Below are 15,073 nucleotides of genomic sequence, written 5' to 3'. Positions count from 1 at the left end.
CAACTCAGAAACCTAGAAAATGAGTTATTGCTAGAAGTTGATACAGAGTTAGACAGTTTAGAGAGAATTAAACAAATACCTCTACAATCTTCTATTTCTAGTCAAATCACCCGTGTGGGGGATATTGCCTTAGTCAGTAAAGGAATTAAACAACCACCCTCAGATATAGCAATTAGGTGATTTCCAAGAAAAAGTTTCCCACCCATTCTCAGAATCTGTTTGTAGAACATCTCAAATAAGCGAAAAGGGAAAAATAAAAAGTTGTTCGCGGATACTTTCCGCGAACAAAAACCTCCCTATCTAAAAGAAAGAAATACGCTAACTTTTAAATTAGCTTTGACTATTTTTAAAAAGGAAATTCACTTAATTTTACACTCTTATTAACTTTTTAGACTAACTGGGTCTAATCAAAATATCCCATTTAGGTAAGTGAGGATTACGTTCTAAACGTTTCTCAATTTCCTTCATCTCTTTTTTCGTTAAAGAAATGCCTTTTTGATAAACTTTTTTACTTAACTTAACTATCGGATTTAAGCCTTTCCATGTCATAGTTTTTACCCAAGCTAACATCGTTTGAGCATTTCTCAGAAGTGTTCCGTTCCAATGCCTCTCTAAAATTCCCCAACATCTTTCTATGGGATTATATTTACTGTGATAAGGAGGAAAATATAGTAATTGAATAGATTTCTTAGTTTGGTCGGCAAACTCTACCATTCTCTTCAAAAATTGCCTTCTTATTCCACTATTTTCTGCTCCATTATCAACTTTAATTTGGATGTTCTCTAGTTGCTGCTTTTCAGTTATACTCAGACTTGTCCACCATTGCTCCAAGTTATCTACCATGAAATCACTCGTTTTATAAGAACTTCCAAAAGTTACATAAAGTTGCCCTGTATCTTCATCTACAATCCCACAAGGAACGTATTTTTCTTTAGTTCCCATATCATGATCTTGAGCTTGATTATAACCTCTGGTTTGTCCGCCACGTGAATATTCTCCTATTTCCACAGTTGCTTTACAATGCATACTTAAACGTTTCACAGAAGGGTCTTTTTTTCTATCTTTTTTCTCTATATTTTCGAAGATAGCGTCCGTCTCCGAGATTTTTTTTTAGGTTTATCTTTTACCACTTTTCTTAATCGATAGCCCAAACGATTTAAAATATCTGCCATTGTCGAAGCAGCAGGAACCTCCTCTCCATTATATCCTAGATTTCTTAATTGTTTAATGGCTTCAGCCGCCGTTAATCTTGTATAGGCAATGGGGTTATTAAATGTGGGGTTTTGTTGTGCGTGAGCTTCGGCTATTTCTTTCAATGATTGGGCAACTATTGGGTATCTTTCCTCCCATTTTTTACATCCACTATTGACTGATTGTAATCCTAAACACACTATCCCAGTTCGTTTTTCATGTAATCCAAGTTGAACATTTTTTCTCCCCCAACCAAACACGATTTCGGTTTGTCTGGCACTTCCTCCACAATACTTGAGACACATTTCAGCTTGAAATGAACGACGCTCTGCTCCCGTCATTTTTGAGGCTGCTAAACGTAAATCATCGACCATCGACGGGGTTAAGGGATGATTTGTCTGTTTTAGCTTCAATTTACTCTCTCTAATCTTTTTACCTCTTCATTTTAATCTATTTCTTCTGTTTTTTCAGACAAGCCAATTATGAAATTTTAAAGTTGTGTACCAAGATCCGCTAACTCTCTGTTCCTTTTATTTCTTGAAAGCCTTTAGTCCAAGCGATTACCCCCTATGGGAAAAGCTTTCTCGGAAATCACCTTGGGAGTCAACCACAAAGACTTCATCCGCTCGAGCAACACTTTCTAAACAAGCTGGTAAATTAAGTTCTTCATTCAAAGCGGGAATGAGGACAGAAACTGGGACTTTAGTGGTTGTTTTAGCCATTGATATTAAAGGTTAATACTTAATCCATATTATAGGTAATAGGGAATCTAAGTGACAGGTCAACTCAAGAACAAAAGAACTTATCGAAAATAGTTGGGTCTAAAACCCCGCCTTTTAAGGCGCATAGTTTTTGAAGCGGAGCATAAATCTCTGTTTCAAAAACAACTTCTGACTTCTGACTTCTGACTTCGTTAACTTTCGGGGTCAATCATAATTTCATAACTGTTATATTAAGGAATGTAAAGACAACAGACTATGAAAAAAGAGACAATTAGAGACAGGACTCATGTTTGATAACCATCGACCCCCTTCTAGTGCCTCACCATCTAATCAGGAATTGAAAGAAATGTCTCTACTGGAACCATTACCGCCCCGAAGGAAACGTTGGCCTATTGTTATCGGCATCCTAGTCGTCCTAATAGGAACTGGCTCAGGGGTGACTTGGTGGTTAAGCCAACAGAACAATAACACATCTTTGGGGGCTTTTGCGCAAAAAACCCCTCCGACTTCGGTAAAATTAGCAACAATCACCACCGGAGTAGTTAAAAGTGTCTCGGATGTGGTAGGAACCTTAGAAGCTGACTCTGCCGTTATCCTCAAGCCGGAAATTACAGGCCGTATCAATCGAATTTTAGTCCAAGAAGGCGATCGCATCTCCAAAGGCCAATTAATTATGGAGTTGGATAATAGCGATTGGCAGACGGAATTATTAGAAGCTCAGGCCCAACTAGCCAACGCTCAAGCCCGTTTAGCGGAACGAGAGGCGGGCAACCGTATAGAAGATATCGAAGAAGCTAAAGCCCGTTTACGGGAGGCTAAGGCCCGTTTACGCAACGCTCAAACCGGGAGTAGTCTCGAAGAAATTGCCCAAGCTAAGGCCCAAGTTAAGGCTGCCGAGGCCCGTGCCGAGTTGGCAGAGCAACGGGTTGGGCGTTATGAAGGTTTGCAGGAGCAAGGAGCTATTTCTGCCGACGAATATCAAGAATTCGTGACAGAATCCCGTAGTGCGATCGCCGAACTCGAACAGGCCCAACGCCGTTTATCTCAACTGGAAACACGTCGTCTCATCGATATAGATGAGTTACAAGCGGTAGTTGATCGAGAAGCACAAAACTTGCGTAGGTTAGAAACAGGCCCGCGTCAAGAAGTGATTGCTCAAGCTAAGGCCGATGTAGCAGAGTCCCTTGCTCAAGTGCGTCGGGCAGAGGTTAATGTGGGTAAAACTCGCATTGTTGCCCCTATTTCTGGTGTTGTGGGAGATATTCCCGTAGATGCAGGGGATTTTGTGGATCAAGGAGATACTTTGACCAGTTTAACCGCTAATAACCTCCTCGAACTCAATTTATCCGTCCCTTTGGAAGATGCCCCCCGTTTACGTTTGGGTTTACCTGTAGAAATTATGGATAAGCAAGGTGCAACCCTGGCCAGGGGGAACATTAGTTTTATCTCTCCTGACGTGACTGCTGACTCTCAATTAGTGTTAGCTAAAGCAGACTTTCAAGGGGATAATAGAACCTTATTAAACCGTCAATTTACTCAAGCGAGAATCATCTGGCGACAGCAACCAGGGTTATTAATTCCTACCACTGCTATATCTCGATTAGGAGGACAAACTTTTGTTTTTGTAGCTAAACCCAATGATTCACAAGAAGAAGAAGCAGCCCCTTTTATTGCAGAACAGAGACAAGTTGAATTAGGAGAAATTCAAGACAATAACTATCAAGTCATTAGTGGCTTAAAACCAGGTGAAAAAATTGTTACTGCTGGTATTCTACAAGTAAGAGACGGTGCGCCTATTGCAGAAGTCAAAACTCCATAGTTACTTAATATTATTAATTTCCATAGAATTTATCAATTATTAGAAGGTTTAAGTAATGAATTTTGTTGACTTTTTTATTAAACGTCCAGTTTTTTCTTCTGTTTGCTCTTTTCTAATTTTATTAGTAGGATTAGTTAGTTTATTTAATCTACCTCTGGATAGATTTCCTGAAATTAGTCCCACCAGGGTTCAAGTTCAATCTACCTATGATGGGGCTAGTGCTGAAGTTGTAGAAAATGCTGTTACCAATGTTTTAGAACGACAAATTAATGGAATTGAAGGACTAAGATATATTAGTTCTAGCAGTAGTAATAGTGGAACCAGCAGCATTACCGTTACTTTCGACTCTTCGAGAAACCCTGATTTAGCTGCCGTTGACGTGCAAAATCAAGTTTCTGTGGTGCAATCACAGTTGCCAGATGTAGTACAAAGAACTGGGGTTCAAGTAAGAAGACAAGGGGATAATTTACTGTTGGGAATTGGTTTATTTAGTGATGATGATCGTTATGATCCTGTCTTTTTAAGTAACTATACAGATCAATATTTATTAGATGCTATCAAACGTCTTGATGGCGTGGGAAATGTCCGCATTTTTGGAGAACGTCGTTATGCAATGCGTCTCTGGTTAGACCCCAATAAGTTAGCAAGTAGAGGCTTAACTACCCAAGATGTTGTTAATGCTTTGTCAGAACAAAATTTACAGGTAGGAGCCGGAAAAATAGGCGCAGAACCCGCCCCCGAAGGACAACAATTTCAGTTCGATTTACGGGCAATTAGTCAATTAAAAGATCCTAAAGATTTTGAGAATTTATTATTAAAAACCGATGAAAATGGCGGTTTAGTTTACTTCAAAGATGTTGGTAGGGCAGAGTTAGGGGCGCAAGACTATAACACTTTTCTACGGTTTCGGGGACAAGAAGCAGTGGGAATGGGTATTTATCAAAGAACGGGATCAAATGCCTTAGAAGTTGCCCAAAAAGTTAAGGCAGAAATGGAGAGATTGTCGGTATTTTTTCCCCCTGGTTTAAAATATATTGTTGCTTTTGATACTACTGAATTTGTAGAGGAATCTTTATCGGAAGTAGTGAAAACTTTGCTCGTCGCCGTGGGCTTAGTTATTGTGGTTATTTTAATCTTTTTACAAAATTGGAGAACTACTTTAATTCCGGCTTTAACTATTCCTTTAGCCCTGATTGGAACCTTTGCTTTTATTAAAGTATTCGATTTTTCAATTAATAGTTTAACTCTATTTGGTTTAACCCTAGCTACCGGAATGGTGGTGGATGATGCCATCATTGTCGTTGAACAAATTAACCGTTATATCGAAGATAATGATATGTCTCCCCAAGCTGCTGCTAGTAAAGCTATGGGGGAATTATCATCAGCAGTTGTGGCTACTTCATTGGTGTTAATGGCGGTGTTTGTTCCAGTGGCATTTTTTCCGGGAACTACCGGGGCTTTATACCGACAGTTTGCCTTAACTATTGCTTTTTCTATTGTTATTTCTACCTTTTTAGCCTTAACTTTAACTCCTTCTTTATGCGCTTTACTTTTAAAGAAGGGACAAAAGTTACCTGGAATTTTAGGAACAATTTTCAACCAATTTAATCACCTTTTGGACTGTTTAGGAAGACAATATCAGCGATCGCTCCATACCCTAGCTAACCTGCGCTTAGCAGTTGTCGGTGTCTTCGTGGCCCTATTATTAGTCACAGTCTGGTTATATAACTTAGTTCCCACCGCTTTTACCCCAGAAGAAGATCAAGGCTATTTCATCACTATTATTCAAGCTCCTCAAGGGGTTTCCTTACAATACACTAGCAAGGTGATGAGACAGGTAGAAAACGCTATTTTAGAAGAGCCAGACGTGAGAGCAACCTTTGCTGTGGGAGGGTTCGCTTTTGGGGGGAGTAGTGCCAGTCAAGGGGTGATTTTTAGCCCCCTGAAACCCTTTAAAGAGCGTCGGGGCCCCCAACATTCCGCACAAGCAATCATCGGTAAACTATGGGGTAAGTTTAGTCAAATACCAGAAGCTAATATTTTTCCCGTTAACCCCCCTTCTATTCGAGGTTTAGGGAGTTTTGGTGGTTTTGTTTATCAACTGCAAGATCAACAGGGCAACGAGGATATTAACAAGTTAGTAGAGGTTATGGAGCCGTTAGTGGGTGCAGCTAACCAAAACCCTGCTATTGGTCGGGCATTTAGTCGCTTTTCCGCTAATACCCCTCAATATATCATCGAGGTGAACCGTAATAAGGCCCAAGCGTTACAAGTCTCCATCGACGATATTTTTAGCACCCTACAAACCGCTTTAGGTTCTCGTTATGTCAATGATTTTACCCTACAACAGCGTACCTATCGGGTTTATGTACAAGCGGATAAACAGTTTCGCTCTAACCCCCAAGATATCAATAAGTTATATGTGCGATCGCAAACCGATCAAATGGTTCCCTTATCTAACCTCGTTAGCTTGACTGCTACTACTGGCGCCCAAACCATTAACCACTATAATTTATACCGTTCTGTGGAAGTTAATGGTAGCCCTGCGCCGGGGGTGGGTTCCGGTACTGTCATAGAAACGATGGAAACTCTCTCTAAACAGTTGCTTCCCCCAGGTTTTGGTTACGAATGGTCCGGCACTTCCTTAGAAGAACTAAATTCAGCAGGTTTAGCACCGATTATTTTTGGTTTGGGGTTACTGTTTGTCTTCTTAGTATTGGCTGCACAATACGAAAATTACATCGACCCCTTAATTATTATTTTGGCGGTTCCTTTGGCTATTTTAGGAGCATTATCTGCACAATTATTAAGAGGGTTTGCTAACGATGTTTATTGTCAGATAGGGTTAGTAATGTTGATCGGTTTAGCCAGCAAAAATGCTATTTTGATTGTAGAGTTTGCTAACCAGTTACGGGATGAGGGTTTACCTTTAGTTAAAGCAGCTATAGAAGCATCACAAGAAAGGTTAAGACCAATTTTAATGACCGCAGTTTCTACATTACTGGGGATATTTCCTTTAGTAGTAGCAACCGGTGCAGGTTCGGGGAGTCGTCAGTCTTTGGGTACAGCAGTGTTTGGGGGAATGTTAGTCGCTTCTTTCTTGAGTTTATTTGTGGTCCCTATTCTTTATATTGTGATTAAAATGACCACTGAAAAATTCTTACCTAAAAAATCATCATAATACTGTGGGGGTTTAATACCATTAAACCCTTCTTTTAGTACAAGAAAACTCGCTTCACTAGGGTTTTGAGCCAAAATATTGTTCTCAAATGCTTCTATTTTTTGGTTGTTAAAGACTGTTTCTAGATGGCACTTTTTTAACCATTATAAGGTGGTTATAAGCGCACACCTTTTCCATTGTGTATATAATACCATGTCAAGTCAACCAAAAGCAAGCGGTTTTTACATTAATTAACTAAAAAATTCTTACCCACAAAAACATCATAATAGTAAGGTTCACTATTGATAAAGGTTACTTGGTCAAGATTTTGCGTATATCGCTGAACTTTCTCGGCAAAAAGAATCATGTCATCAACGTACAATCGCCATTCTCTTTTTGGTGTATTGCTAGACATAGATTTTTTCTGCGTCAATATAGGGTTTTAGTTCGGGACGTAAGGCATTTTCTGTAATCAAGTCAATAGGACATTGAAAGAGGTTTTCAAGATAAAACAATACGCCAAAGTATTTTTTTGAGTCAGCTTTTTCTGCAAAACTAATTAATATATCAATATCGCTTGTTTGAGTAGCAGTATCCCTAGCAGTGGAACCGAAGAGAGCAATTTCTTTAACTCCATATTTTTCTCGAAGTAGAGCTTTATTTTGGACAAGAAGTTCAAGGGCTTTTTCTTTTTTCATATTTATGTATCTTCTATAAATTATGGACTCATAATATACATTTTTTAAGGGATGAACAATCCTCCTGATCCCATATAATAAGGAATATCAATTTTGTCTACGTTCATTTATCATCCATATAATACCAGACAAAGTTAATTAAAGACAAGTATCTTTACATTAATCATAATCACCTAAAAAATCATTCTCTCCGAAAAAATTAAGAGGCAATGCTATCAACTTAGATTAACTTTCACTACCTAAATAAAACTGCCGATTGTTTCCTTATTTTTTCTAGTATCTTCTTTTCTAATTCTCTTCCCAATAACATCGGGGCTTACATTATAATATTTAGCTGCTTGAGTCATATTAAAGCTTAATAATTCTTCCCTTTCTAATTGATATATAGTCATTGGTTTAACGGGTGAAATCTCAATAACTTTAAGAATTTCTTGAGCAACCGCTTTTGCTAATAAGGGAGGAACTGAATTACCAATTTGTCGAAAACCATGCCATTTTGTGACATGAAATCGAAACCAATCAGGGTATGAATGTAGTCTTGCTGCTTCTCTGACAGTGATACATCTAGGGGTAAAAGGATGAATGGGACGAGGGGAAGTATGGGCCCCACGATTAATCGGTGTCCCTGCTCTTAAGGTATTACAAAAACCATCAGGATGCAACCTGAAAAAGCGACTAATGGGTTCAATTTTTCCTTGATGAGTTTCCTTAAATCTCTCTATAGATTTTTGTTGATGTTTGGTTCTTAAACTAGAGGTTAAAAGTTTTTTATTATAGTGTCTTGGGTATGAATAATCATCAATTGCATTAGACACAATTCTAAGATTTTTAATATAATTACTCGGTTTTCCATAATCAGTAATTACCCAGTCTCGTCGGTTTAATTCTGGATATTGATTAACTTCTGGTAAGTCTTGAATTGCTTCTTTTACCGTTGGAGTTGAAGGTAAATTTGAGTCATTTATGTGGGTGTAATCAGTAATAAAACTAGGGTAATTAGGTAAATTTAATCCTTTTTTACTTCCCAGTAAAAATAGTCTTTCTCTTAGTTGAGGAACCCCATAATTAGCAGAGTTTAAAATTTTATAGTCTGGTTTTACTTGATAGTTATTTTGAGCAAATTCAGCAAATATTTCTTCTAAAAACATTTGCTGTTTGCCAATCACCATACCTGGTACATTTTCTATGACGAAATAGTTCGGTTGTAACTCCAAAACTAAGCGAATAAAATGTTTAACCAAAGTATTACGATCATCCTCTAAACTTCGTTTACCCATTAAAGAAAAACCCTGACAAGGAGGACCCCCAAATACAACGTCAATGGGTTTATTTTTAATAGTTGATAACTCTCTAATCTCACTAGCTTTTATTGAGGTTACTGAAGCACAAATAGTTGTCCAGAAGGGAAAATTATAACGGTGAATACTGCAGTGAATGGGATCAATTTCCACCGAGGCTAAAACATCGAAACCAGCTTGTTCAAACCCTAATGTCATTCCCCCAACCCCGGCGAATAAATCAACAGCGATGGGACGTTTGTTGTTCATATTTTTGCTAGTAAATTTAGGTTATATTTCCAGAATAACTGGGGTATGATCGCTGGGTTTTTCTTGTTTTCTTGGTTCTATATCAATTGTACAATTAATTGCTTTTTCATACAATTTATGGGTAAGATAAAGATGATCAATGCGCCAACCTCTATTACGTTGAAATCCCCCCGATCGATAGTCCCACCAACTAAAATGCCCCCCTTCTGTTGTGAATTTTCTAAAAGCATCTTTTAACCCAATTGTCAATATATTTTGTAAGGTTTCTCGTTCTACAGGAGAAGACATAATATGTTTTTCTTTACCCTTAGAATTGTAAATATCTTTATCGTCTAAAGCAATATTAAAATCACCACAAATACACACTTCACGAGCTTCTTTTAAGATTAAATCATCCAAATAAGCTTTTAAAACTTGAAACCATTGTAACTTATATTCATATTTTTCACTCCCCAAGGAGGCTCCATTGGGAACGTATACATTAATAATACGAATATCATCAATCACCCCTGATATAATTCGTTTTTGTTCGTCAAAAGATTGGGCTTTTTCTTCTCCAACAATATCAGTAAATCCTGTAATAATATCTGTCATTGGTTGACGGCTAAAAATAGCGACACCATTATAAGCTTTTTGTCCATAAATATAAGTGTGATAACCCAATTCTTCAAAGGGTTGTCTAGGAAAGTCTTTATCGATTACTTTTGTTTCTTGTAAACAGAGAACATCAATAGAATTATTAGTTAACCAGTCAATAACATGAGGTTGTCTGGTACGAATTGAATTGACATTCCAAGTTGCAATTTTCATATTCTCTGAATAAATTTAAACAGTTAATAGTAACTCAAAGCTTGATTAAGAATAGTTACCAATAAATAATATTTTACTGGTAACTGTTCATTTATGAGGGAAGTTAACCTGCATTAGCTAATACAGAGTTTCCTGTTAAAAGTTCAACAGCAGCCTCATATTGTACGTCATCTTTTGTAGCAATTTGCCTGTAGGAAATAGGCTCTTGATTAACCACTTTATCCGGTTCAATTCCTAATTTATGGATGTCGTTATGATTAGGGGTTTCGTACTTAGCAACGGTAACGGCTAAACCAGCACCATCAGGTAACTCAAATAAGGATTGAATTAATCCTTTACCAAAGGTTTTTTCCCCTACTAATGTCGCCCTGCGATTATCTTTTAAAGCACCGGCTAAAATTTCACTAGCACTGGCAGTTCCTTGATTAACTAATAAGACTAAGGGATCATCGGTTAAGGCGGTTCCTAATGCGCTAAAACTATCTTGCACCCCTTGACGATTGACTGTGTAAACAATGGTACCTTGATCCATCCATAGACGGGCAATTTCGATACCTGCTTGCAATAGTCCACCAGGGTTATTTCTGAGGTCTAAAATGTAACCTTCGGCTCCTTCTTTTTCGAGGTTATTGATAGCGTTTGCCATTTCCTCAGCAGCATTAGCACTGAATTGATTTAGACGAATATAACCAATGGGAAGGTTGGGAGTGGGCTGATTTAAACTAGCAGTAACCGGACTCAAAGAAATGCGGTTACGGGTGATTTCTACTTCACGAATATCAGAGGTTTCTTTATGAGGTAATATGGTTAAATATACCTTAGTACCTCTAGGACCACGCATTCTGGTGGCTGCTTCGTCTAAGGTTAATGTGGTGGTATCCACATCATCGATTTTTAAAATGCGATCGCGGGCTTTAATTCCGGCTGCGTCAGCGGGAGATCCTTCGATGGGAGAGACAACTTCTAGGTTCCCTGTATCGGGATTGATATTAATTTGTAAGCCCACACCTGACAACTGCCCTGCGGTACTAACTTGTAAATTATGATACTGTTCGGGTCTTAATAAACGGGTAAAAGGTTCATCAAGGGTTGCTAACATTTCTTCGATAGTATCGTAGGTTTCTTCACGATTATCTAAAGAACGTTTCAGCAAATCTTGTCTTAATAACCACCAGTTTTGGTGGTTGAAGGTATCATCTAAATAGGATTGATTAACCAACCGCCACGACTGCAAGAGTAGCTTTTGGTTTTCTGTGAAAGCATCAGCATTGGGAGTCCAAGCAAAACAGTTGAACAAGAGGGAAAAAATAACCAGAAGAGTTACCCAAAATGCGCGTTTTCTCATGAGACAAACTAATAATATGAATAGTGTTGATTGCTTAAAGCAATTGACGAGTGTGCTTCTATTGTGCCGAAATTGTAACAGATTGACAGGATAATTGCGAATGGTTGATGACTGGGGCTTAATGGCATTAAGCTCCTACAATGGTTTATTTTTGTGGCCACCATCGCTTAATAACCACACTGCCATCTTGCCCTGTCCGGGAACATCTATCTCCCCCATTTTAGAAAATTGATAAAATTCCTGCAAGGGTTCGTACAAGTTTTGACTAACTAAAATAGAATTAGGTTTACCTTCTACAGAGTTAACGATCATCAGAAAACGGGCAATTTTTGCGGTATTTCCCATCAAATTATAAATAAATTTTTGTTTACCTAACAATCCTCCGATCACTTCACCAGAGTAAATTCCAATCCTAATCTCAAAATAATGGTGTCTTTCTTGACTAAAAGCCCGTACAATTCTTAACATTTCTAGGGCTAATTCTATCACGGCTTTATCCCGATCTAATCTCGGCACAAATAAACCACTGGCAGCTAAATAAGAAGTCCCAACTGTGCTAATTTTTTCTACATCATGACGTTGGGCTGCATCATCAAAGGCAGTAATAATATCGTTTAGAATTCCTACTGCTTTTTCAGCACTCATAAGCTCACATTCCTCATCAAATCCGACAATATTTGCTGATAATACTGTTACATGAGGAAATTTATCAGCAATTTGTTTTTCTCCTTCTTTCAATCTTTTAACGATGGGTGCTGGTAAGGTTTTTAAGAGGAGGGAATCATTTTGTCTAATTTGTTCTTCTAGGGCTTCTTTTTCTTCATCAATAGTTCTTGCCATCTTATTAAATGCAGTAGCAAGCTGATAGAATTCGTCATCAGATGGCACTGTTACAACAACATTCGTTTCTCCTGATGTTATTTTTTTTGCTCCAGAAATTAAGCGATAAATAGGCATTACTAAACGACGGGAAAGAACTAGGGAAAAAATAGTTACGATAGGAACTAAAATAGCACTGGTTACTAAGACTCGTTTGCCAAAAATTTGTATGGGTTCAAAAGCTTCACTCACATAAATTTTTGATAAAATCATCCAATCTAAACTATCAGCTAATTTTAAAGGAGCATAGGCAACTAAAGAAGGAACACCACGATAATCGTCTAAAATATCCAGTCCTTCTTCTCCATCAAGTGCTTTTTTAATGGAATTTGTGGTGATTTTTTGTAATAAAATAGGGCTATTATTAGCTTTGATTCTTTCAATAGTTCTCTCAGATTATGTTTTGCTTCTCTAGTTCTTTAAAATATTGCTCAGGCTTTTCAACTAAGAAACGGGATTGAGAGCGCATGAAATAATCTGAACCCACTAAAATAGTTTCTCCTGTTTTTCCCAGTCCATCTTTTTTCCATTGAAAATTACCGGTCATAATACGATTAATTTCATCCACTGGTAATTGAAGTAAAAGAATTCCAATTAAATTAGATTTTTGGAATATTGGACTACCAATGAAGGCTACTGGTTGACCGTAACTAGGACGAAAAGCACGAAAATCTATGACATCAAATGCTCCCCTTTCCCGATTATTTTGCAGGGTTTCAAATAAATCTGCTGCCCCACTATTAGAGTAATGCCCACTTTTTAAGCTAGTAGCAAACCCCGTGTCTTTATGTACACTGTAGACAATATTTCCTGTTTCACTATCTACCAAAAATAAATTATTATAATCAAATCTTGTGGTTATTGAACGAAAAAAGCTATTAAACTTCTGATGTATTTTGCTATATTCACTTCCATCTTTAGCCATGTCTAAAAGTTTTTTATTTTCCAAATCATAAGGATTTTTAACCAGATAGTAATATTGTAAATAACGAGAAATTTTATCTTCTGGAAAATATCTTGAAATCGTGGGATTTCCATCTACATTTATCTGCAAACGGGGGATAAAGTATTTTTGATAGAATAGCCAAATTTCAGAAGTCATATTGGTAGTAACTTCCTCGTTTTCCAGTTGATAAAACTATCGGTAAAAGATTTCATAGCCTCAATAACAGTAGGATCTTCTGCTAAAGTAATGGCATGGTTTTTAACATAGTTAAAGTAAGATTGAACTTGTCTTGCTCGAGAGTTTCTTAATTCTGTAATTTGACCGTGTATATTGTCTAAGATAACTTCTTTGCCACTGGTATAACCAACGTAACTAATGACTAAAATAGATGCAATGCTGACAGCTAGTAACATTAACATCAGTTTTGATTGAATACTTAATCGACTAAAAAATTTCATTTAGTTCTATGTTTAATCAGTCCCTATGCTTTTTAGGTTAACTTAAATATCTCTCCTCAATCTTAAAACTTTGGTGAAACTTTATTTTTACTCCCTGCGCTTTATCAACAATTAGTGTTAAATATTCTTACAAAAATCTAGATTGCAAATATTTTTTGTTATAATAAAGCCTGTTAGAGCAAACGATTAATATAGGGAAGTCAGACGAAAAGTGTCAATTAATTTTCAGGAAATTATTGCGAAACTGAACGAATTTTGGGGCAATCGCAGTTGTTTAATTGTTCAGCCCTACGATACGGAAAAAGGGGCGGGTACTATGAATCCCCATACGTTTCTCAGGGCGATCGGTCCGGAACCTTGGTCAGTGGCTTATGTGGAACCTTGTCGTCGTCCCACAGATGGTCGCTATGGAGAAAATCCTAACCGATTTCAGCATTATTATCAATATCAGGTATTAATTAAACCTTCGCCTAATGACATTCAAGAAATTTATCTAGACTCTTTAAGAGCATTGGGAATTAAACCAGAAGATCATGACATCCGTTTTGTAGAAGATAACTGGGATCTCCCACTTTGGGTGCTTGGGTGTGGGTTGGGAAGTATGGTTAGATGGAATGGAAATAACCCAATTTACTTACTTTCAGCAATGTGGTGGTATTGATTGTCGTCCCGTTTCTATTGAAATTACCTATGGTTTAGAACGCTTAGCAATGTATCTGCAAGAAGTGGAAGCTATCACTAAAATTCAGTGGAATGATAACATAAATTATGGGGATATTTTCTTACAAAGTGAGGTAGAACAATGCACCTATAATTTTGAGGCATCTGATGCAGATTTATTGTTTAAATTGTTTTCTTTATACGAACAAGAAGCTAAACAATTAATTGATCGTGGTTTAGTTTTTCCTGGCTTAGATTATGTTTTAAAATGTTCTCATTCTTTCAATTTATTAGATGCAAGAGGAGTGATTGCAGTAGCAGAAAGAACCCGTTATATTGGTCGTATTCGTAATTTAGCGCGAGAAGTTGCTAACTTATATTTACAACAACGGGAACGGTTAAATTTCCCTTTACAAAAATCTTAAATTGTTGAGATTCCTCGTCACTTTCTAATGACAGTTAAACAAAAATATCCTAACTATAGCAATCAGGTTTCTGGGTAAAACAAAGTGTTAAACCCCGACAAGGAAGCATTCGTAGGGACATAATACCATTATTTCCTGATATATTGTTGCTTCTCACATATCATTACTCATTGTTATATTGTTTGTATTCATGTAGACAGATTAATCAAACTCTGGGGCCCATATTTCTTCTACAGGAAACTCCCAACCTGGGAGTATTTCCGGGACAATAAAAAGGTCCCCATCATGAAGGGTTATTGTCTCTTTTTGCAGACTATACACTTCCATAATACGTTGTCTAGGATCAACTAAAACCCCTACCATTGTCCCTAAACTTAAAACTCTTCTATTTTTCTCGAAGCTTTTTAAGCTAT

Annotated in this window: 10 protein-coding genes and 4 pseudogenes; 4 read left to right on the top strand and 10 right to left on the bottom strand. The window is 37.3% G+C overall.

All coding sequences use genetic code 11. From position 1 onward, the window contains the following. A partial coding sequence (locus CWATDRAFT_RS22405) for a hypothetical protein (protein ID WP_007307151.1) occupies nt 1-180 on the top strand: 180 nt, incomplete at its 5' end. A 213-nt stretch (nt 181-393) separates the two neighbouring features. On the opposite strand, the pseudogene CWATDRAFT_RS40295 reads toward CWATDRAFT_RS22405, so the two are convergent. Together CWATDRAFT_RS40295 and CWATDRAFT_RS37570 are read right to left on the bottom strand one after the other, a co-directional pair. Continuing rightward, nucleotides 394-1,496, bottom strand: a pseudogene (locus tag CWATDRAFT_RS40295) (ISAzo13 family transposase). A 279-nt stretch (nt 1,497-1,775) separates the two neighbouring features. Then, nucleotides 1,776-1,913 (bottom strand): annotated as a pseudogene (locus CWATDRAFT_RS37570) (glycosyltransferase); the annotation flags it as partial. Nucleotides 1,914-2,199: 286 nt separating this feature from the next. Between CWATDRAFT_RS37570 and CWATDRAFT_RS22390 the strand changes: the two are divergent. Together CWATDRAFT_RS22390 and CWATDRAFT_RS22385 are read left to right on the top strand one after the other, a co-directional pair. After that, a complete protein-coding gene (locus tag CWATDRAFT_RS22390) occupies nt 2,200-3,732 on the top strand; it encodes an efflux RND transporter periplasmic adaptor subunit (protein ID WP_007307152.1) in 1,533 nt (510 codons plus the stop codon). A gap of 55 nt (nt 3,733-3,787) precedes the next feature. Further along, nucleotides 3,788-6,913, top strand: coding sequence for an efflux RND transporter permease subunit (locus CWATDRAFT_RS22385; RefSeq protein WP_007307153.1), 3,126 nt, complete (start codon nt 3,788-3,790; stop codon nt 6,911-6,913). 386 nt (nt 6,914-7,299) lie between these two features. On the opposite strand, the gene CWATDRAFT_RS22380 is transcribed toward CWATDRAFT_RS22385, so the two are convergent. From CWATDRAFT_RS22380 to CWATDRAFT_RS22350, 7 genes are all read right to left on the bottom strand, one after another. Further along, a complete protein-coding gene (locus CWATDRAFT_RS22380) occupies nt 7,300-7,590 on the bottom strand; it encodes a nucleotidyltransferase family protein (RefSeq protein ID WP_007307148.1) in 291 nt (96 codons plus the stop codon). Nucleotides 7,591-7,829: 239 nt separating this feature from the next. Then, nucleotides 7,830-9,137: a DNA cytosine methyltransferase gene (locus tag CWATDRAFT_RS22375; protein WP_007307147.1), complete on the bottom strand. Its 1,308-nt coding sequence runs from the start codon at nt 9,135-9,137 to the stop codon at nt 7,830-7,832. 21 nt (nt 9,138-9,158) lie between these two features. Beyond that, nucleotides 9,159-9,947: an exodeoxyribonuclease III gene (gene xth / locus CWATDRAFT_RS22370; RefSeq protein ID WP_007307146.1), complete on the bottom strand. Its 789-nt coding sequence runs from the start codon at nt 9,945-9,947 to the stop codon at nt 9,159-9,161. Between the two features lie 103 nt (nt 9,948-10,050). Further along, nucleotides 10,051-11,292 (bottom strand): carboxyl-terminal processing protease CtpA, encoded by a 1,242-nt coding sequence (gene ctpA, locus CWATDRAFT_RS22365; RefSeq protein WP_007307145.1) that lies wholly within the window; start codon nt 11,290-11,292, stop codon nt 10,051-10,053. 135 nt (nt 11,293-11,427) lie between these two features. Further along, nucleotides 11,428-12,384 carry an adenylate/guanylate cyclase domain-containing protein gene (locus CWATDRAFT_RS22360; protein ID WP_007307144.1) on the bottom strand — a complete coding sequence of 319 codons (957 nt, stop codon included), beginning with the start codon at nt 12,382-12,384 and terminating at the stop codon, nt 11,428-11,430. 178 nt (nt 12,385-12,562) lie between these two features. Continuing rightward, nucleotides 12,563-13,273 carry a hypothetical protein gene (locus CWATDRAFT_RS22355; RefSeq protein WP_007307143.1) on the bottom strand — a complete coding sequence of 237 codons (711 nt, stop codon included), beginning with the start codon at nt 13,271-13,273 and terminating at the stop codon, nt 12,563-12,565. After that, nucleotides 13,270-13,530, bottom strand: a complete 261-nt coding sequence (locus CWATDRAFT_RS22350) for a hypothetical protein (RefSeq protein WP_198139017.1) — start codon at nt 13,528-13,530, stop codon at nt 13,270-13,272. The genes CWATDRAFT_RS22355 and CWATDRAFT_RS22350 overlap by 4 nt, the downstream gene beginning before the upstream one ends. A 322-nt stretch (nt 13,531-13,852) precedes the next feature. On the opposite strand from CWATDRAFT_RS22350, the pseudogene glyQ reads away from it, so the two are divergent. Next, nucleotides 13,853-14,660 (top strand): annotated as a pseudogene (gene glyQ / locus CWATDRAFT_RS22345) (glycine--tRNA ligase subunit alpha). A gap of 201 nt (nt 14,661-14,861) precedes the next feature. On the opposite strand, the pseudogene CWATDRAFT_RS22340 reads toward glyQ, so the two are convergent. Further along, a pseudogene (locus CWATDRAFT_RS22340) lies at nt 14,862-15,073 on the bottom strand (Uma2 family endonuclease); the annotation flags it as partial.

It is taken from the genome of Crocosphaera watsonii WH 8501, assembly GCF_000167195.1.
In the GTDB taxonomy this organism is placed as follows: Bacteria; Cyanobacteriota; Cyanobacteriia; order Cyanobacteriales; family Microcystaceae; genus Crocosphaera; species Crocosphaera watsonii.
The sequence above is the reverse complement of the archived record's forward strand: the minus strand, read 5'-3'. Positions and strand labels throughout refer to the sequence as shown.